This window comes from Streptomyces deccanensis, assembly GCF_022385335.1.
GTDB classification, from domain to species: Bacteria; Actinomycetota; Actinomycetes; order Streptomycetales; family Streptomycetaceae; genus Streptomyces; species Streptomyces deccanensis.
Genome location: NZ_CP092431.1, coordinates 4,720,388 through 4,738,301, shown reverse-complemented (window position 1 = coordinate 4,738,301; position 17,914 = coordinate 4,720,388). Strand labels below are relative to the sequence as shown.

17 protein-coding genes and 2 pseudogenes are annotated in these 17,914 nt (G+C 70.1%); 9 read left to right on the top strand and 10 right to left on the bottom strand.

Translation table 11 applies throughout. The features are described from left to right. Positions 1–380: 380 nt before the first annotated feature. Positions 381–1,496, bottom strand: a complete 1,116-nt coding sequence (locus L3078_RS21080; protein ID WP_239755536.1) for a C40 family peptidase — start codon at positions 1,494–1,496, stop codon at positions 381–383. 268 nt (positions 1,497–1,764) lie between these two features. Beyond that, the gene (locus L3078_RS21075; RefSeq protein ID WP_239755535.1) at positions 1,765–2,661 is read right to left on the bottom strand and encodes a class I SAM-dependent methyltransferase; all 897 of its coding nucleotides are present in this window, start codon (positions 2,659–2,661) and stop codon (positions 1,765–1,767) included. Positions 2,662–3,056: 395 nt separating this feature from the next. On the opposite strand from L3078_RS21075, the gene mshA reads away from it, so the two are divergent. Together mshA and L3078_RS21065 are read left to right on the top strand one after the other, a co-directional pair. Further along, positions 3,057–4,397, top strand: coding sequence for a D-inositol-3-phosphate glycosyltransferase (mshA, locus tag L3078_RS21070; protein WP_239755534.1), 1,341 nt, complete (start codon positions 3,057–3,059; stop codon positions 4,395–4,397). Positions 4,398–4,473: 76 nt separating this feature from the next. Then, positions 4,474–4,992 carry a type III secretion system chaperone family protein gene (locus L3078_RS21065; protein ID WP_239755533.1) on the top strand — a complete coding sequence of 173 codons (519 nt, stop codon included), beginning with the start codon at positions 4,474–4,476 and terminating at the stop codon, positions 4,990–4,992. On the opposite strand, the gene L3078_RS21060 is transcribed toward L3078_RS21065, so the two are convergent. Further along, positions 4,934–5,809 carry an AraC family transcriptional regulator gene (locus L3078_RS21060; protein WP_239755528.1) on the bottom strand — a complete coding sequence of 292 codons (876 nt, stop codon included), beginning with the start codon at positions 5,807–5,809 and terminating at the stop codon, positions 4,934–4,936. The two genes, L3078_RS21065 and L3078_RS21060, sit on opposite strands and share 59 nt — an antisense overlap. Here L3078_RS21060 and L3078_RS21055 point away from each other — a divergent pair. Then, positions 5,808–6,353 carry a DUF2000 family protein gene (locus L3078_RS21055; protein WP_420864082.1) on the top strand — a complete coding sequence of 182 codons (546 nt, stop codon included), beginning with the start codon at positions 5,808–5,810 and terminating at the stop codon, positions 6,351–6,353. The two genes, L3078_RS21060 and L3078_RS21055, sit on opposite strands and share 2 nt — an antisense overlap. Before the next feature lie 26 nt (positions 6,354–6,379). Here L3078_RS21055 and L3078_RS21050 read toward each other — a convergent pair whose 3' ends face one another. Next, positions 6,380–7,951, bottom strand: coding sequence for an MDR family MFS transporter (locus L3078_RS21050; RefSeq protein WP_239755526.1), 1,572 nt, complete (start codon positions 7,949–7,951; stop codon positions 6,380–6,382). Between the two features lie 187 nt (positions 7,952–8,138). Here L3078_RS21050 and L3078_RS21045 point away from each other — a divergent pair, with 187 nt between their 5' ends. Then, the gene (locus tag L3078_RS21045; RefSeq protein ID WP_239755524.1) at positions 8,139–8,900 is read left to right on the top strand and encodes a phosphoglyceromutase; all 762 of its coding nucleotides are present in this window, start codon (positions 8,139–8,141) and stop codon (positions 8,898–8,900) included. An 80-nt stretch (positions 8,901–8,980) separates the two neighbouring features. On the opposite strand, the pseudogene L3078_RS21040 reads toward L3078_RS21045, so the two are convergent. After that, a pseudogene (locus tag L3078_RS21040) lies at positions 8,981–9,483 on the bottom strand (tyrosine-type recombinase/integrase); the annotation flags it as partial. Between the two features lie 382 nt (positions 9,484–9,865). On the opposite strand from L3078_RS21040, the gene L3078_RS21035 reads away from it, so the two are divergent. Together L3078_RS21035 and L3078_RS21030 are read left to right on the top strand one after the other, a co-directional pair. Next, positions 9,866–10,156, top strand: a complete 291-nt coding sequence (locus L3078_RS21035; protein WP_239755523.1) for an Imm32 family immunity protein — start codon at positions 9,866–9,868, stop codon at positions 10,154–10,156. 363 nt (positions 10,157–10,519) lie between these two features. After that, positions 10,520–11,005 carry a DUF4265 domain-containing protein gene (locus tag L3078_RS21030; protein WP_239755522.1) on the top strand — a complete coding sequence of 162 codons (486 nt, stop codon included), beginning with the start codon at positions 10,520–10,522 and terminating at the stop codon, positions 11,003–11,005. A 263-nt stretch (positions 11,006–11,268) separates the two neighbouring features. On the opposite strand, the pseudogene L3078_RS21025 reads toward L3078_RS21030, so the two are convergent. The 4 genes and pseudogenes from L3078_RS21025 to phoU form a co-directional block, all read right to left on the bottom strand. Then, positions 11,269–11,531, bottom strand: a pseudogene (locus tag L3078_RS21025) (ribosomal protein L7/L12); the annotation flags it as partial. A 63-nt stretch (positions 11,532–11,594) separates the two neighbouring features. Continuing rightward, positions 11,595–11,894, bottom strand: a complete 300-nt coding sequence (locus L3078_RS21020; protein ID WP_239755521.1) for a class I SAM-dependent methyltransferase — start codon at positions 11,892–11,894, stop codon at positions 11,595–11,597. Positions 11,895–12,154: 260 nt separating this feature from the next. Next, the gene (locus L3078_RS21015) at positions 12,155–12,403 is read right to left on the bottom strand and encodes an SCO4226 family nickel-binding protein (RefSeq protein ID WP_239755519.1); all 249 of its coding nucleotides are present in this window, start codon (positions 12,401–12,403) and stop codon (positions 12,155–12,157) included. A gap of 659 nt (positions 12,404–13,062) precedes the next feature. Then, a complete protein-coding gene (gene phoU / locus L3078_RS21010; protein WP_239755518.1) occupies positions 13,063–13,761 on the bottom strand; it encodes a phosphate signaling complex protein PhoU in 699 nt (232 codons plus the stop codon). Between the two features lie 311 nt (positions 13,762–14,072). On the opposite strand from phoU, the gene phoR reads away from it, so the two are divergent. Next, the gene (gene phoR / locus L3078_RS21005; protein WP_239755517.1) at positions 14,073–15,338 is read left to right on the top strand and encodes a two-component system sensor histidine kinase PhoR; all 1,266 of its coding nucleotides are present in this window, start codon (positions 14,073–14,075) and stop codon (positions 15,336–15,338) included. A gap of 5 nt (positions 15,339–15,343) precedes the next feature. After that, entirely contained in the window at positions 15,344–16,015 is a 672-nt protein-coding gene (gene phoP, locus L3078_RS21000) for a two-component system response regulator PhoP (protein ID WP_010985401.1), read from the top strand. Between the two features lie 82 nt (positions 16,016–16,097). Here the strand turns inward: phoP and L3078_RS20995 are convergent, their stop codons facing one another. Next, complete coding sequence (locus L3078_RS20995; protein ID WP_239755516.1) at positions 16,098–16,790, bottom strand: copper chaperone PCu(A)C domain-containing protein; 693 nt, start codon at positions 16,788–16,790, stop codon at positions 16,098–16,100. Positions 16,791–17,410: 620 nt separating this feature from the next. Here L3078_RS20995 and L3078_RS20990 point away from each other — a divergent pair. Further along, positions 17,411–17,893: a CarD family transcriptional regulator gene (locus L3078_RS20990; RefSeq protein ID WP_003953493.1), complete on the top strand. Its 483-nt coding sequence runs from the start codon at positions 17,411–17,413 to the stop codon at positions 17,891–17,893. Positions 17,894–17,914: the final 21 nt, after the last annotated feature.

Below are 17,914 nucleotides of genomic sequence, written 5' to 3'. Positions count from 1 at the left end.
TGAGGGCTTAGGTGGGGGTGGCTAGTGGAGGGGGTGCTCACGGAGGAGGTGGCTCACGGAAGGGGTGGCTCACGGAAGGGGTGGTGCGGGGCTGGTCGGGTTGGGGTGGACCGGGTTGGGGTGCGCCACCGTTCGGCTGCCTCAAGCCTGCGGGGCGGGGCCCCGGCTCAAGCCCACGGTTCGGGCCCACGGCTCAACCTCCTGGTCCAGCCCACGGCTCAAGCCTCCGGGTCGGGCCCCCGGCTCACGCCTCCACCTCAAGCCCACACGTCGAGCTCACGGGTCGAGCCCACGCGTCGAGCTCCCGCCTCAAGTCCCCGGCTCAGGTCTCCGCCTCCGGATCACTGCACCGCCTCCGCCGCCGCCTCAACGCCTCCGGCTCACGCGTCCGGGCGTACGACGCCCAGGATCTGCATCGTGCCCGCGCCGGCGATCGTCACCTTTCGGTTCGGGCGGGGGGCGTGGACCATCGAGCCGTCGCCCAGGTACATGGCGACGTGGCTGGCGTCGGAGTTGTAGATGATGAGGTCGCCGGGGCGCATGTCCTGGATGTCGATGTGCTTGAGCTGTCGCCACTGCTCCTGGGACGTGCGGGGAATGGTCAACCCGGCGGCGGCCCACGCCTCGCTGGTGAGGCCGGAGCAGTCGTAGGTGTCGGGCCCCTCGGCGCCCCATTCGTACCACTTGCCTATTTGCTTCGTGGCGAACTCGACGGCCTTCTTGCCCTGCGGTGACGCCTTGCCGTTGATCTCGGCGAGGATGCCGGAGTCCAGCCACGCCGCCTGCGACCTCTGCGCGGCCGCCGCCTCCAACTGCGACAGCCGCTCCCGCTCGTCGTCCTCCAGCTGCGCTTCCAGCTCCTCGGCGGCGGCGATCTGCTTCTTGATCTTCTTCTTGGCCTTCTCCTTGGCCTTGCGGTTGGTCTCCAACTTCTCCCAGCGCGCGGAAGCGTCCTTGGAGTACTGCTCCAAGTCCTGCTGGGTGCGCGTCATTTCGGCGAGCAGCCCCTTCGTCGCGAGCTGGCCCTGGCGAATGCGGTCCGCCCCCTCCAGGAAGTCCTGGGGGTTCTCGGTCAGCCACAGCTGCACCTCGGGCGGGAGGCCGCTGCCCCGGTACTGGGCGCGGGCCGCGGCGCCGATGAGATCCTGCAACTTGTCCAGCTTCTGCTGCCCCTTGACGACCTCGTGGGCCAGGTCGACGAGCTCCTCGGACTGCTTGTCGGCCTTCTCCTCGGCCGCGTTGTACGCGTCCGTCGCGACCGCGGCGTCGTGGTACAGGCCTTCCAGCTTCGTGCGGACGCGTTCCAGGTCCTCGTTCGTCACCGGGGTCGAGCCGGGGGCGGGTGAGGCTGATGCCGAGGGTGTCGGCGTCGGGCTCGGGGTCGGGACGGTCGGACTCGTCTGGCTCGCGTACGCGGTGACCGGTGCGCCCAGGACGGTCATCGCGCAGACCACGGCCACGGCGGCCATGGTCAGGTTGCGCTTGCCGACTGCCATACCTCTTGCCCCCCACCCCAATGGAAACAGAACTGGTTAACCGTCAGTAACTTGCCGGTGCCCGGGTGATCGTGTCACGGCGTCGCGGAATGCGACAGAGGTGGGCAAGAACTCACTTCTTCCCACCGCTACTTCCTCCCTCCCCTGCTCCCACCTGCGTGACATCGTCCCCGCCTGTCCGACGAACGGCCCGACGGGATCGTTCCCGTGCGTCACGAAAATGTCGCTCTGGGTAATCGCAGCGGAGTGAGCAGTGGGTGGGCGGGCGCTAGCGGAGCCGAGGCGCCAACGCCTCCCAGGCCACCGTGACTTCGCCCTGGCGCCAACGCGACACCCCGTCCCGTACCGGCCAGTCCGCGCGCAGCGCGCGGATCGTGCGGATCCAGCGCTGCCGGGCGCCGTACGAGGCGTACGGCGCGGCGGCCGCCCAGGCGCGGTCGAAGTCGCGGAGGAACGCGTGCACCGGTTCGCCGGGGACGTTGCGGTGGATGAGTGCCTTCGGGAGGCGCTCGGCGAGGTCGGAGGGGCGGTCCAGGGAGCCGAGTCGGGTGGCGAAGGTGACGGTGCGGGGGCCCTCCGGGCCGAGCGCCACCCAGACGTGCCGACGGCCGATCTCGTCGCAGGTGCCCTCGACGAGCAGACCTCCGGAGGGGTACGGGGCGGTGGGGAAGTGGGGGCCCGTCGTAGGAGAGTTGGCGCCTGCGGTGGGGGAGTGGGCGTTCGCGGTGGGGTGGGGTGTGCCGGGAGGGGGCGGCGCGGCCGGTTCGAGGCGGGCGCACAGGCGTTCCCATACGGCGGCGACCTCGTCCTCGTCGTACTGGCGGAGTACGTTCGCCGCCCGGATGAGGGTCGGGCGGCCCGGTACGGGCACCTCGAAGCCGCCGTGCCGGAAGGTCATGCCCTCGCACGCGTAGGGCTGCGCCGCGGTGACCCTGGCCGGGTCGATCTCGACGCCGACGACCTGGGTGCGGGGTGCCGCTGTACGGAGGCGGTGGAGAAGTTCGACGGCGGTCCAGGGGGCGGCGCCGTAGCCGAGGTCGACGGCGAGGGGGGTGGTGGCGCGGCGTAGTGCGGCACCGTGCGTCGCCGCGATCCAGCGGTCCATGCGGCGCAGCCGGTTGGGGTTGGTGGTGCCACGCGTCACGGTGCCGACAGGTCTTGCCATGGGGTGAGCGTATGTCCGCGCCCGGGTCTCACGCTCCGGGGCCGCTGCCGTCCTTCTGCCCGAACCGGCTCGGCGGTGGCGGGGCCTCGTGTCCCGCCACCTGCACCCCGTCCCAGCCTGGCTACTACCGCCGTCCTCCGGCCTCGCACCCCCGCCCCCTCGCCGCCCCCGGCCCCGCGGTCTCATGCCCCCTCGACAGCTGCCCGGCCCCCGAACCAAGCCCACCCCACTCCACCCAACTCAGCTCGGCCCACTCCCCAAACCCTCGAACGGTTGAGCGAAGTTCAGTAATAATTACGCAAAGGGGAAATGGAACAGCCTCCTCCGGTGTTCCCCCTCCGGAGAGGGACCCCATGCCCTCCCCACGGCATGCCCGCAGCGAGGAGGAACGCCACGTGAGCCACTACGTCAGCAGGCTCGGGCGACGCTCCCCGGTCGGCGCGGGGCGGCTCCGGCTGCACCGGAAGCCTCGCCGGGTCGCGATGCTCTCGGTGCACACGTCACCGCTGCACCAGCCCGGCACGGGCGACGCCGGCGGGATGAACGTCTACATCGTGGAGCTGGCGCAGCGGCTGGCCGCACAGGGCATCGAGGTGGAGATCTTCACCCGGGCCACGACCGGCGCCCTGCCCCCCACGGTCGAGCTGGCGCCCGGCGTTCTGGTCCGCCACGTCGACGCGGGCCCCTACGAAGGTCTGGCCAAGGAGGAACTCCCGGCCCAGCTCTGCGCCTTCACGCACGGGGTGACGCAGGCCTGGGCGGGCCACCGCCCCGGCCACTACGACCTCGTCCACTCGCACTACTGGCTCTCCGGCCAGGTCGGCTGGCTCGCCGCCGAACGCTGGGGCGTCCCCCTGGTGCACGCCATGCACACGATGGCCAAGGTCAAGAACGCCGCGCTCGCCGCCGACGACACCCCCGAACCCGCCGCCCGCGTCATCGGCGAGACCCAGATCGTCCGCGCCGCCGACCGCCTCATCGCCAACACGGCCGAGGAGGCCGACGAACTCGTACGCCACTACGAGGCCGACCCGGCCAAGGTCGCCGTCGTCCACCCGGGCGTCAACCTCGACCGTTTCCGCCCCGCCGACGGCCGCGCGGCGGCCAGGGCGCGCCTCGGTCTTCCCCAGGACGCCCTGATCCCCCTCTTCGCCGGCCGTATCCAGCCCCTGAAGGCCCCCGACGTCCTCCTCCGCGCCGTCGCCGTCCTCCTCGCCGAGCGCCCCGAGCTGCGGTCGAGGATCGTCGTGCCGGTGGTCGGCGGGCCGAGCGGCAGCGGGCTTGCCAAGCCGGAGGGCCTGCAGAAACTGGCCGCGCGGCTCGGCATCGCCGACGTCGTACGGTTCCGGCCGCCCGTCGGGCAGGAGCAGCTCGCGGACTGGTTCCGGGCGGCGTCCGTGCTGGTCATGCCGTCGTACAGCGAGTCCTTCGGGCTGGTCGCCATCGAGGCGCAGGCAGCCGGTACGCCGGTGCTGGCGGCCGCGGTCGGCGGCCTCCCGGTCGCCGTGCGGGACACGGAGACGGGCTTCCTGGTCCAGGGCCACGATCCCGTCGCGTACGCGCGCGTGCTGCGTGATTTCGCCGACGCCCCCGAGCTGCCGGCCCGGATGGGCGCGGCCGCGGCACGCCACGCCGAGTCCTTCGGCTGGGACGCGTCGGCCGCCGCCACCGCGGACGTGTACACGGCGGCCCTCCAGGACCACCGCCGCCACCGGGTGCGCGCCCACCACGGGTGAGCCCCGCCCGCCCCTCGGCGACGGTTCCGCGCGGCACCCCCGTCGACCCGCTCGTACCGGCGGGTACGCTCGCCCCATGGCTGACGAAGCGTCGATCATCGAGCAGGTCCTCAACGAGGCCGAGCTGGAGTGGGAGAGCCCCGGACCCGGCTCCTACGTCGTGAAACTCCCCGGCACCCGCAAACTCTCGACGACCGTCTCCCTGATCGTCGGCCGCCACTCCCTCTCCCTCAACGCCTTCGTGATCCGCCACCCCGACGAGAACGAGGCGGGCGTCCACCGCTGGCTCCTGGAGCGCAACCTCAAGCTGTACGGCGTGAGTTACGCCGTCGACCCGCTCGGCGACATCTACGTCACCGCCCGGCTGCCGCTCTCCGCCGTCACCCCCGAGGGCATCGACGGCCTCCTCGGCCAGGTCCTGGAAGCGGCCGACGGCGCCTTCAACACCCTCCTGGAACTGGGCTTCGCCTCCGCGATCCGCAGGGAGTACGCCTGGCGCGTCTCCCGGGGCGAACCGACCCGCAACCTGGAGGCGTTCAGCCACCTGACGCGTGACGTGACGTCGGAGACCCGCCCCGATAGCGACCGGGAGTGACCCCCACCCACCGCCTGAAGTGCCGCGTCAGGTGCGCCTGGTCGTAGAACCCGGCCACCGCCGCCGCCTCGCTCGGCCGCATGCCCTCCAACAGCAGCCGCCTGGCCCGCTCCACCCGACGGGACATCAGGTACTGGTGCGGCGCGATCCCGAAGGCCGCCCCGAACGCCCGTACGAGATGCGCGGGGTGGGCCTGGACCGTCCCCGCGGCCTCCTCCAATGTGATCCCGTCCGCGACCCGCTCGTCGAGGAGTTCACGGAGCCGATGGGCGACGGTACGACCCCCGGGACCCCGGAGCCCGAAATCCGCCGCCGGCCTGCGCGGATTCCTCCCAGGATTCCTCCCCGGACGCCTCCCCAGATGCCCCCGCAGCCGCTCCCCGACGAGCGCCAGCCTGCTCTCCGCCTCCAACTCGTCCCCCGGCCGCGCGAGCGCCGTGTGCAACTCCGCCACGCGCCGCCGCAGCAACGGATCCCGCAGGTCGGGCCCGTCCACCGCCGCCCCGATGAGGCTCTCGTCCAACGCCGACGCGCTCGAAGCCGGGTCCAGGTACAGCACCCGCTTACGGAACCCCGCGTCCGTGACCGGCTCCCCGTTGTGCGGCACGAACGGCGGCAACAGCGAGACCGTGTCGCCCGGCGTGCCGTGCTCATGCCGGTCCAACTCGTAGCGCACGGCCCCGTCGTCGACGATCAGCAGCGTCCAGACGTCGTGCACATGCATCGGGTACGCGTACTCGGTGTAGTGCGCGTGGAACACCTCGACGATGCCGGGCACACGGGGTCGCCAGGCGGAGACTTCACGCTGGGGGCGCATGCAAAGAACGTACAAGACGGGGTCGTACGCCGTTCGGCAGTCTCGTCCCATGAACAGCGAGACCCCTGGCAAGACCCCTGGCGAGACCCGTAGTGCGACCCGTAGCGAGCCCCCTGTGGATGTGCTGCCGCCCGTCCGCTTCGACACCAAGATCGCCGTCGTCCTCCGCGACGACCTCGCGACCTGGCAACGCCTCAACGTCACGTCCTTCCTGGTCAGCGGCATCGGCCCGGCGATGCCCGAGGTGATCGGCGAGCCGTACGAGGACGCCGACGGGACGGCCTACCTCCCGATGTTCCGGCAGCCGGTCCTCGTCTTCGAGGCCACGAAGGAGGTCCTGAAGACGGCGCACACGCGGGCGCTGTCCCGCGCCCTCCCCCGTGCGCTCTTCACCTCCGACCTGTTCGCCACCGGCAACGACCGCGACAACCGGGCGGCCGTACGGTCCGTCGCGACGGGCGAGCTGGACCTGGTGGGGTTGGCGGTCTACGGCCCGCGCAACGGGGTGGACAAGGTGGTGAAGGGGGCGCGGATGCATCCGTGAAACCGCCATGGCCACCGCCGCCGTGCTCAGACCGAACCGACGGTCTTCCCGCTGGCCTGCTCTCCGCTGACATGCTGCCCGGCGATCGGGCTCCCGGCGATCGGGCTCCGGGCGATCGGGCTCCCGGGGACCGGCCTTTCGAGGACCGGCTCTCCGGGGATCGGCTCTCCGAGGACCTGTTCTCCGGGGACCGGCTCTCCGAGGACCTGCCCTCCGGGGACCTGCTCCCCGACGGCGGTCGCCTTCCCGATGGCCGTAGCGGAGACGACCGCCCGCGCGTTGCCCGCCCCCTGGCTGCCTGCCCCCGTACCGTCAGCCCCCGTGCCCTCGGCCCCCGTGCCCTCGGCCCCCGTGCCGTCAGGCCGCGTGCTGTCAGGCCCGTCCCCCACCCCCGGCATCCGGCGCATCAGCGCCCAGTACCCGGCCCCCGCCACGGTCCCGATGACCGCGCACAACCCCCACAGCCACTCCGCGCCCCACCGGTCGATGACGACGCCGGACATGAGCGGAGCGACCAGCGCGGCGACGGACCACGACATCGTGTACATGCCCTGGTAGCGGCCGCGCCCCTGGGCGGGCGAGAGGCGGACGACGACGCCGGTCTGCGTCGGCGCGTTGATGATCTCGGCGAGGGTCCAGACGCAGACGGTGAGGGCGAAGACCCCGATCGACCCGGCGAAGGCGGTGAGGCCGAAGCCGTACCCGGCGAGCACGGACGAGACCACCAGGAGCCGTCCCGGATCCCGGTGCTCGATGAACCGGGTGACCGGGATCTGCAGGGCGACGATCAGCACCCCGTTGACGGCGATGGCGAGACCGTAGTCCGCCGGCGTGAAGCCCGCCGCGCCCATCGCGACCGGCAGCCCGACGGACCCCTGCTGGAAGATCAGCGCGACGAGGAAGGACAGCCCGACGACGCCCATGAACCGCCCGTCGCGGACCACGGTGCCGAGCCCGACCGCGTCCGAGGCGGCGCCGGCCCTCCCCACCGCCGTCCCGCTCTCCGGCCGCGACTCCGGCAGCTTCAGGAAGACGAGGATCGCGCAGGTCAGGGTCATCCCGGCCTCGAGGAGGAAGCCGGCGCGATAACTGACCTCGGCGATGAACCCGGCGGCCATGGAGGAGACGGCGAAACCGAGGTTGATGGCCCAGTAGTTGAGGGAGAACGCGCGGACGCGGTCCTCGGGCCGGACGATGTCCGCCATCATCGCCTGCACGGCAGGGCGCGACGCGTTGCTGGCGGCGCCGACGAGGAAGGCGACGGCGGCGATCGCGACGGGATCCCGCACGAAGCCGAGCAGCGCGACCGACAACGCTGTCGAGACCTGTGCGACGAGCAGGGTGGGCCGTCGGCCGAGCCGGTCGGCCATGACCCCGCCGACGAGCGAGGAGACGACCCCGCCGAGCCCGTGCAGCGAGGCGACGAGTCCGGCGTACGAGGCGGAGTACCCGCGGTCCAGCGTCAGGTACAGCGCCATGAAGGTGGCGACGAAGGCACCCAGCCGGTTCACCAGCGTGCTGGTCCACAGCCACCAGAACTCGCGGGGCAGCCCCGAGACCGTTTCGCGGACGGCACGTCTGGCGGCGACGAGTGGCATGGAGCTCCCCCACGGGCGTAAGCGGCTAAAGCGGCGAACACAACTTACGAACGGGGGAGAGACCCGAGCCACCCAATTAACAACCCCAGTCAACTGTCATGGGCGGGGAGCAGGGGGTGCAGCCGGGGGGTGTCCGCCTGTCGGCCGGACGTATGACGGTTCTCGGCCGTCGATTACGCTCGGGGCCATGGCCGACGCACCGTACAAGCTGATCCTCCTCCGCCACGGCGAGAGCGAGTGGAACGAGAAGAACCTGTTCACCGGCTGGGTGGACGTCAACCTGACTCCGAAGGGCGAGAAGGAGGCGACGCGCGGCGGTGAGCTGCTGAAGGACGCCGGCCTGCTCCCGGACGTGCTGCACACCTCCCTCCAGCGACGCGCCATCCGCACCGCGCAGCTGGCCCTCGAGTCCGCCGACCGCCACTGGATCCCGGTCCACCGCAGCTGGCGCCTGAACGAGCGCCACTACGGCGCCCTCCAGGGCAAGGACAAGGCCCAGACCCTCGCCGAGTTCGGCGAGGAGCAGTTCATGCTGTGGCGCCGCTCGTACGACACCCCGCCGCCGCCGCTCGCGGACGACTCGGAGTTCTCCCAGGCGACCGACGCGCGCTACGCGACGATCCCGCCGGAGCTGCGCCCCCGCACGGAGTGCCTGAAGGACGTCGTCACGCGCATGCTGCCGTACTGGTACGACGGCATCGTCCCCGACCTCCTGGCCGGCCGCACGGTCCTCGTCGCCGCCCACGGCAACTCCCTCCGCGCCCTCGTCAAGCACCTCGACGACATCTCGGACACGGACATCGCAGGCCTCAACATCCCCACGGGCATCCCCCTCGCCTACGAACTGGACGCCAACTTCAAGCCCGTCACCCCCGGCGGCACCTACCTCGACCCCGACGCGGCAGCAGCCGCAATCGAGGCGGTCAAGAACCAGGGCAAGAAGAAGTAAGCAGGGCCGAAAAAGCCCCCTACCTGCGGGTTCTCCGCTGGTAGGGGGCTTCTTGGTGGTGCTGGGCCGTCTGTGGGCCGTCAGGTGTGGGAGAGCTCGGGCCGGGCCGTGTCGAAGACGGCAGCCACGGCCTTGCGAGTGCGCTCCTGGCTGGACGGCATGAGGTGCGCGTACACGCGGAGGGTCAGGCCGGGGTCGGAGTGCCCCAGGTACTCGGCGAGAGCCTTGATGTTCTCGTGCGCGTCCAGGAGCATCGAGGCGTAGAAGTGCCGGAGTGCGTGCATGCCGTTCTCGCGGGACTCGGCGTAGGACTCCCCGGCTTGCGCTTGGGGATCACCCCGGCCGAGGCCAGCGCCCGCTTCCACACCTCCTCGTTGAGCGAGGTGCGCCAAACGTGTCCGCCGCGCGGTCCGGTGAAGATCAGCCGCTTGGTCACCGGAGGCCCGTCCGCCACCTGCCACGGCAAGGTGATCTCGACCGGCGGGTACCGCTTCATGTGCTCCCGGAGCGCATCGGCGACCGGTACAGAGAGCGGTACGTCCCGCAGCTTGCCGCCCTTGGGTGGAGCGAACACCGCCTTGCTCGGAGCGGATGGTGCGGACGTCGAGTTGGCGGCCGACGGTGGGTTGCCGTCGCACTGCGCACCATCTCACCTGCATTCGACCCGGAAGCTTCCGAGCAGGCATGGCAGTGGCTGCACGACGTGCCGCATACGGTGGGGGTGCAGTGAGACACACACGCGTGCGTGGTCGGTCGGCGCACCCGCCATCGTGGCTGGCTGTCGTCGGCTGAGGTTAGAACGAAACGGGCCGCATCGCGGGCGGACGAGCGCGGACGGCAGCGGACCATCGGGGCAGGCGAGCAGCACACCAGCCCAAGCGCAGCCCCCACCTAAGTTGCTTCGGGACGACGAAGTCATGAGGTCTCGCCGTCACAGCTTGCCCTGGGTAGGCGATGCTTGGGGTATGACCTCTGAATCCAGCGCTGCCCCGTCGATGACCACTCATATGAGCGCTGCGTCCGATGGAGTCACCAGCGTTTTCACATGGGAGGAGGGCGCACGCATCGAGGTCCGCAACCTGGGCGGGGAGATCGTCATTGAGGCAAACGCTGCCGGGTTGAAGACCCTGGCCGGCCACCTCCTCACGCTTGCGCAGGACGGCACACCGGACGGCGCCCATCTCCACCTGGAGGAGAGCAACGGGCTCGAAGAAGGCTCCGTAGGCCTGGTCTTGGAGCGGTTCAACAACGAATGACTCGTGCCAGATCCTGCGGGGAACCACGGGGAGTAGCGGGAAACCAGGCGACCGTCCGCCAAGCATCTACGCGCCTCCGCCGCAGGTCAGGTCCGGAGCAAGCCCCAGATGCCCTTAGCTTCCCAAGCTGAGGGCTCAGGCACCGTCGCCACGGTGCCGCCGTGGTGGCTTGCTCTGTTCGACGGCACCGACAGCGTGGCTGAGGCCGGGGGGGGCCAGCGAGGCAAACGCGCGCGTGATCGGCTGGCCTCCCCGCCGTCGTGGCTGACTGTCGTCGGCTGAGGCCCATACGAACACGTAATCAGCTGGAGCAGAGGTTACCCACATGCGGCCAGCTCGGCAGGGCTGTGCATCCTGGGCACCATGACGAACCCCGAAGGCCCGTACGTGAAGGTGCACTTCCGGCTTGAGATCGACGACGACTGGCCCCCGGCATCGGCGGAGAGTCTGTGGGCCGTCGACCAGGGGGACGGCACCGTGCGGCTCGACAACATCCCGTGGTTCGTTCGAGGCATCGCGTGCGGGGACGTCGTGGCCATCCAGCCCGACGAGGAAGGTGTGCCATGGGCCGGCGAGGTGGTTCGGCGTTCGGAGAACTGCACCATCCGCTTCATTGTGATCCGTGACGGCGGCTCGGGGGCCGCACGGCAGAGCGTGCTCAACGCGTTTCACGAACTCGGTGTCTGCGGCGAGGGCATAGAGCCGTTCGGCATGGTCGCCCTGGACGTCCCGCCCACGGCCGATCTCTCCAAAGTACAGAAGCTGCTCAACCATGGCGTGGCCAAGGAGTGGTGGGACATGGAAGAGGGGTGCATCACCGCCCAGTGGCGGGCTGCCTCCGTCGGCTGAGGCCGTTCATGTGATCCACGGCTGGGCCGTCTCTGGGCCGTCCGAGGCCGCTCAACAATGGCCAATGACGACCAACGACGACCACCACGCGCACGAGCCCACCGCCCCTGACCAGCAAATACCCAGCTCACCAAGATCCCCGGCAAGACCCAGGGCAAGAAGAAGTAGAGTTGATGATCATGCCCCCGACCTGCGCATACGGCGCGGGGCGGGGACATGTTCACGGTCTGGAACCTCCCTGGAACCTCAGCGCTTCGGCAGTACGGCTCCGGACGCTCTCTCGTCTCCGCCTGAGCTCCCGCATCGTGGAGGGCTGAGACGGCTGCCCCGCGTCCTCCTCCGGCACGCAGGTGAGAACGACGGAGGGAACCCGGGTCGCCAGAATCTTGCTGCGCCAGAGGCTCAGCCCCGTCAGCCGACGCACGACCTGGACGACGTCCATCACGCGGACGCCGGGGTCGGAGAGTGCGACGTCATGGGGCACGTCGTCGCACACCAGCAAGAAGTACTCGTCCGCCCAGACCAGAAACAGGCCCCCTACCCGCCGAACCGCAGGTAGGGGGCCTCATACGATGTGGAGCGTGGTGGGCTACGCCGCGCCCTTGATCTCCGGTGCGATGAAGCGGCGGTGGAGGGGGCCGAAGGTGGTGTGGGGGGTGCCTGGGAGGCCCGCTTTTTCGATGACGGGGGCCAGGCGCTCCGCGAAGAATGACTCGAATGCCTGCTGGGACTCCCAGACGTCCGTGACGTGGAGGCCCTGGTCGTCGAACCAGGCCACGTGGATCTGGCCCCCGGCCGCCGGTACCCCTTCCCAGTCGACCGCGTCTCGCACGGTGTCGTACTGCTCCGGAGTCACCTCAGGCCAGTGCATCGACATCACTACGGACATGTGCAGAACCCCCTTGTTCCCGCCGGTTGCGGCAAGGGGATGGTTCCATCCGGCGAGCGCAGGCGGACAGGGCGTGCGGAGGTGGTGAAGCGGCTGACCGCGCCGACCGAAAGCCCGCGCACGCTCGTTGCGCCGGTCCGTCCGCGCCGGTCCGTCCGCGTCAGCCGTCCGCGCTCGTCCGTCCGCGTCAGCCCGTCCGCGTCAGCCCCCCGCACCGACCCCTCCGCGCCGCACATGATCGGAGTCGGCGCGGTGCACCGCTAGATCGTCAGCGGCACCGGGTGTATCTCGTCCGCCATGTGGCCCGAGCGTTCGTGGACGCGCTGGACCGCGTCCGCGGAGGGGGCCTCGGAGAGGCAGTAGACGGTGCCGGACGCGGGATCGGCCCAGGCCCGCTCGAAGTGGACGTTCTCGTCCTTCTCGACGTCGAGGTCGGCCTGGTGCGCGGCACGCAGCTGGTCCTCCGTGATGCCCTTCATGTTGTGGTGCACGTCCATGAACTTGGTCATGTCCCCTACCTCCTCAACCACCGGCCCCCTCCCCATGCTGCGCCCGTACCGCCGAACGGGCGACTCCGCAGCGGGAGACTCCGCAGGCGCCGTCGCCCTCCCTCGCGGACATGCGTGAAGGGGCCCGTCACGAGTGACAGGCCCCTTCACCCCGCGTACGAGCAGAGCCGGCGCGGCTGATCGGCTGATCGGCAGGTCGACCGATCAGCGTCAGCCGCACTGACACGGGTTGCCGGACTGGCACCCGCACCCGCATCCCGAGCCGCAGCCGCAGGCGCCGAAGAGAGGCAGGGTCTTGATGTCGGCGGGTTGGTGGGTGTCCCGGACCTGTGTGGGGTCCGGCGTGCTGGGGCTGGCGGGGGATTCGGCCATGGTCCCTCCTCGAAGGGATGGAAGGCGAAGGGATGGAAGCGGCGCATCGGAATCCGAAGGCAACACATCGGATTTCGAAGACAACACATCGGATTCCGAAGGCGGCACATCGGCTTCCGAAGGCGGCGCGCCGGAATCCGAAGCGGTGCATCGGAGCCAAGGGAGCGAGGTGGTGTCCTCGCCTGTCCTCGCCCGTTGACTGCCCCATTCCAAGCCCGTTCAGCCGGGCGCATCAACGGCGCATGGAGGCGTTCACACGCCCCGTCCGACCATCGAGCGCCGGGGACCTACGCCCCCTCCACCCCCGCGACCGGCTGCACCGGCTGGATGTCCGCCTGGAGTTCGTCCGCGTGTTCGCCCGTCACCAGGTACACCACCCGCTTCGCGACCGACACCGCGTGGTCCGCGAAACGCTCGTAGTACCGGCCGAGGAGGGTGACGTCCACGGCGGTCTCGATGCCGTGCTTCCAGCGGTCGTCCATCAGGTGCTGGAAGAGCGTGCGGTGGAGCAGGTCCATCGCGTCGTCGTCGCTCTCCAGCTGGAGGGCCAGGTCGACGTCCTTGGTGATGATCACCTCGGCGGCCTTGGCCATCAGGCGCTGCGCGAGCTGGCCCATCTCCAGGATCGTGGCGTGCAGGTCACGCGGGACCGTGTGCTCGGGGAAGCGCAGCCGGGTCAGCTTGGCCACGTGCTGGGCGAGGTCGCCCGAACGCTCCAGGTCGGCCGACATCCGCAGCGAGGTCACGACGATCCGGAGATCCGTCGCCACCGGCTGCTGCCGGGCCAGCAGGGCTATCGCGCGGGCCTCAAGGTCGTGCTGGAGATCGTCGACCTTCTGGTCGGCCTCGATCACGCTCTCGGCCAGCTTCAGGTCGGCGTCGAGCATCGCCGTCGTGGCGCGACCGATGGCCGACCCCACCAGTCGGGCCATCTCGACCAGGCTCTCACCGATCGAGTCAAGTTCCTCGTGGTACGCGTCCCGCATCAGGGTGTCCCTCTCTTACGTACGTCTGCTCGTGGGTAACCAGGAAAGCCGTTCCGGAGGCCGACCCGCCAGGCCGGGCCAGGAAGGCCGTACCCCGACCGCCGCGTCGCACGGTGACGGCGGACGGTGACGGCGAACGGTGACCGGGGCCCCGGACGATTCCCACGCTCCCACGTTCCGGCCCTTACGCGTCCGTTTCCGCCACCCCAAATGAACCAATACTGGCTCCAAGGTGAACTCTGGGCGACGAGTGTTCGAGGTCGCCCTCCGATCGCTGTGGGGATGTCGGACCTCGTGCCTAACCTGGATGCATGGACGTGAACGCGGCAGTCGCCGCAGCGGCTGCGATCGCCGGAGTACTCACCGGCGTCATCGCCATGCTGGCGTTCCGTATCAGCGAGCGCGAGCAGAAGCGTCCCACCAGAACCTCCCTGCACACCGACCCGGTGCTCCCGCCCGGCGTCGACACCGTGCTGTCCGTGCTCCGCTCGTCCGCCGTCGTCCTCGACGAGGCGGACGCCGTCGTCAAGGCCAGCTCCGCCGCGTACGCCCTCGGGCTGGTGCGGGGCGGCAAGCTCTCCATCGAGCCGATGCTCAAGATGGCCCGCGACACCCGTCGCGACGGCGAGATACGACAGGTCGAGCTGGACCTGCCCCGGCGCGGCACGGGACGCGGCGAGGCGCTCGCGGTCTCCGCGCGCGTCGCGCCGCTGGGCTCGCGGCTCGTACTGCTCCTGGTCGAGGACCTCACCGAGGCCCGCCGGATAGAGGCCGTGCGGCGGGACTTCGTCGCGAACGTCAGCCATGAGCTGAAGACGCCCGTCGGCGCGCTCTCCCTGCTCTCCGAGGCCGTCATGGGCGCCTCGGACGACCCGGAGGCGGTGGAACGCTTCGCCGGGCGCATGCAGATCGAGGCCACCCGGCTCACCAACCTCGTGCAGGAACTGATCGACCTCTCCCGGGTGCAGAACGACGACCCGCTGGAGGACGCGGAGCCCGTTCGGGTGGACGAGCTGGTCGCCGAGGCCGTCGACCGCTGCCGCCACCAGGCCGGGACCAAGCAGATCACCATGGCCGCCGGCGGCACCGCCGAGCTGCGTGTCTGGGGCAACCGCGGCCAGTTGGCCGCAGCCCTCGGCAACCTCGTGGAGAACGCCGTCAACTACTCCCCGGCCCGCACCCGCGTCGGCATAGCCGCACGCCGGGTGAGCGCGCCCGGCGGGGACCATATCGAGATCGCCGTGACCGACCAGGGCATCGGCATCTCGGACAAGGACAAGGAGCGCATCTTCGAGCGCTTCTACCGCGTGGACCCGGCCCGCTCCCGCCAGACCGGCGGTACGGGCCTCGGCCTCGCGATCGTCAAGCACGTGGCCGCCTCGCACGGCGGGGAGGTCACGGTGTGGAGCTCGGAGGGACAGGGCTCCACGTTCACGCTCAGGCTGCCGGAGGCGGGCGCGTCCCGTGACCGCGTGGCCCAGCACCCGGACCTCGACGACGAGGACGGACAGCCTCACACCGACAGATCCCCGTACGAACCGTACGGACCGCTTCCCGCCCCGGAGGTCCTTCCGTGACCCGAGTGCTCGTCGTCGAGGACGAGGAGTCCTTCTCCGACGCCCTGTCCTACATGCTCCGCAAAGAGGGCTTCGAGGTCGCCATCGCGACCACCGGGCCCGACGGCCTCGACGAGTTCGAGCGCAACGGAGCCGACCTCGTCCTGCTCGACCTGATGCTGCCCGGCCTGCCGGGTACCGAGGTCTGCCGTCAGCTGCGCGGCCGTTCCAATGTCCCGGTGATCATGGTGACCGCCAAGGACAGCGAGATCGACAAGGTCGTGGGCCTGGAAATAGGAGCCGACGACTATGTCACCAAGCCCTTCTCCTCCCGCGAGCTCGTCGCCCGTATCCGGGCCGTACTGCGCCGCCGCGGCGAGCCCGAGGAGGTCACCCCGGCCGCGCTGGAGGCCGGTCCCGTCCGCATGGACGTCGACCGTCACGTGGTCACTGTCTCGGGTTCCAAGGTCGACCTCCCCCTCAAGGAGTTCGACCTGCTCGAGATGCTGCTGCGGAACGCGGGCCGAGTCCTGACCCGTATGCAGCTCATCGACCGCGTCTGGGGTGCCGACTACGTCGGGGACACCAAGACCCTCGACGTCCACGTCAAGCGCCTCCGCGCCAAGATCGAGCCGGACCCGGGCGCGCCGCGGTACCTGGTCACGGTCCGTGGCCTCGGCTACAAGTTCGAGCCGTAGGCCCTACGGCCGCACGCACGCCGTACGCCGAAGGGCGGCACCCCCGGGAGGGGTGCCGCCCTTCGGCGTACTGATGCGGGCCTCAGTGGCCCGTGGTCTCCTCGGAGGCCGAGACGGACGGCGAGGCCGTCGAGCCGGCGGCGGTGCCCTCCTCCTCGGCGGCCGTGCCGTCGGGGGACGGCGAGCCCGTGCCGTCGGGGGACGGGGAGCCGGTGGTCTCCTCGGACGGGGAGGCGCTGGTGGCGGGGGCCTCGGGGATGTCGCTCGGGCCCCACTTCTCGAAGTAGTGCTCGGCGGGGACCACGAAGGCGCGCAGGGTGACCTCGCCGGTCTCGCTGAACTCGAAGGTGACCTTCTGGGCGTTGCCGTCCTTGACCCCGTCGGTGGTCTCCATGACGGCGGAGGCGTTGCCCTCGCCGCCCAGGATGACGGAGCCGCCGGCCGGGACGACGACCTTGCCGCCCTTGCCCTTGCCCTTGGCGGGCGTGAGTTCGACGGTGCCCGCGCCCTCGACGGTGACGGAGTCGAGGGTCTGGTCGGTCGAGGAGGCGTTGAACAGCGTCGCGGAGACCACGGCGGGGCCCTTGGTCTCGGTGCCGGGCTGGGTGACCACGATCGCGTTCTGGATCTTGATGTCGCCGACGCTGGTGGCCGCGTTGTCCGGCTTGATCTCCAGCGTCTGGGCGTTGTTGCCGGCGGCGCACGCGGCGAGTGAGGCGATCGAGAACGCGATGGCGGCGGCGGCGAGGGCGCCGCGTCGAAGGCTGCTGCTCACGGCGGCGGCAACTCCTAGAACGTGGGCGGTACGTGGTCTGTAGCGGCCTTAGGTTACCGAGCCGTCCCGCCGCCGCCGCACCCGACCCTCCCCAAGTCCCCGACATGTCACCGGAGGCAATTGACGGACACGTCACGCCCGGCTTCGGCCGGCATTCGCAAAACCGTCGTCGATCTCGTCGCCGCCGCGTCCTGGATTTCCGTCGGGGAATGCGCCCCTCCACGAAAAATCGATCAACTGCCAGAACGCCGCCGGAACAGCGCGAGAACACGATCCGGTAACGGCGATACAGGGCCCGTGGACAGAACTCCTTGATCAATTCCGGATTCGTCTCGTACCCGACTCCCTGCACCGAACGGAGTAACGGAAGTCGCACACTTGGAGTCGGACAAAGCGGGACGTTAGGATGCTCCCGGCGTCCTCCGGATGCGTGTAACGTACGCGTTTCGCTCCGCCCGGAGAGCCGCTCCCACCTGCGAATACCCTCTTCCGTTCGGGCCCCGCAGCACGTTCCTGTTGCAGTTGTCAAGCCCCGAGATATGCCCTGACCTGCGAAAACGCCATTCAGAACCCGCCGTATCCGTGTTACCCTGGATAGCCACGGAAGGGGTACCTGTCACATGACGTTCAAGGTTGGCGACACCGTGGTCTATCCCCATCACGGGGCCGCGCTGATCGAGGCCATCGAAACTCGCCAGATCAAAGGCGTGGACAAGACCTACTTGGTGCTCAAGGTCGCTCAGGGCGACCTGACGGTGCGTGTGCCAGCGGACAATGCGGAGTTCGTCGGCGTACGTGATGTGGTCGGTCAGGACGGCCTGGACCGGGTCTTCGAGGTGCTGCGCGCGCCGTATGCCGAGGAGCCCACGAACTGGTCGCGTCGCTACAAGGCAAATCTGGAGAAGCTCGCCTCCGGCGATGTCATCAAGGTCGCGGAAGTCGTGCGTGACCTGTGGCGTCGTGAGCGCGAGCGCGGACTGTCCGCCGGTGAGAAGCGCATGCTCGCCAAGGCCCGCCAGATCCTGGTGAGCGAGCTGGCCCTCGCGGAGAACACCAACGAGGACAAGGCCGAGGCTCTGCTCGACGAGGTCCTCGCGTCCTGAACTGACTGCATCTCGAACTGA

Coding starts and splice junctions, on each gene's coding strand:
- phoR (WP_239755517.1), top strand. CDS start 14,073: ATGGACGTGAACGCGGCAGTCGCCGCAGCGGCTGCGATCGCCGGAGTA.
- L3078_RS21050 (WP_239755526.1), bottom strand. CDS start 7,951: ATGCCACTCGTCGCCGCCAGACGTGCCGTCCGCGAAACGGTCTCGGGG.
- L3078_RS21080 (WP_239755536.1), bottom strand. CDS start 1,496: ATGGCAGTCGGCAAGCGCAACCTGACCATGGCCGCCGTGGCCGTGGTC.
- L3078_RS21055 (WP_420864082.1), top strand. CDS start 5,808: ATGCAAAGAACGTACAAGACGGGGTCGTACGCCGTTCGGCAGTCTCGT.
- L3078_RS21045 (WP_239755524.1), top strand. CDS start 8,139: ATGGCCGACGCACCGTACAAGCTGATCCTCCTCCGCCACGGCGAGAGC.
- L3078_RS20990 (WP_003953493.1), top strand. CDS start 17,411: ATGACGTTCAAGGTTGGCGACACCGTGGTCTATCCCCATCACGGGGCC.
- L3078_RS21060 (WP_239755528.1), bottom strand. CDS start 5,809: ATGCGCCCCCAGCGTGAAGTCTCCGCCTGGCGACCCCGTGTGCCCGGC.
- L3078_RS21075 (WP_239755535.1), bottom strand. CDS start 2,661: ATGGCAAGACCTGTCGGCACCGTGACGCGTGGCACCACCAACCCCAAC.
- phoU (WP_239755518.1), bottom strand. CDS start 13,761: ATGCGGGACGCGTACCACGAGGAACTTGACTCGATCGGTGAGAGCCTG.
- L3078_RS21035 (WP_239755523.1), top strand. CDS start 9,866: ATGACCTCTGAATCCAGCGCTGCCCCGTCGATGACCACTCATATGAGC.
- L3078_RS21020 (WP_239755521.1), bottom strand. CDS start 11,894: ATGTCCGTAGTGATGTCGATGCACTGGCCTGAGGTGACTCCGGAGCAG.
- L3078_RS21015 (WP_239755519.1), bottom strand. CDS start 12,403: ATGACCAAGTTCATGGACGTGCACCACAACATGAAGGGCATCACGGAG.
- L3078_RS21030 (WP_239755522.1), top strand. CDS start 10,520: ATGACGAACCCCGAAGGCCCGTACGTGAAGGTGCACTTCCGGCTTGAG.
- L3078_RS21065 (WP_239755533.1), top strand. CDS start 4,474: ATGGCTGACGAAGCGTCGATCATCGAGCAGGTCCTCAACGAGGCCGAG.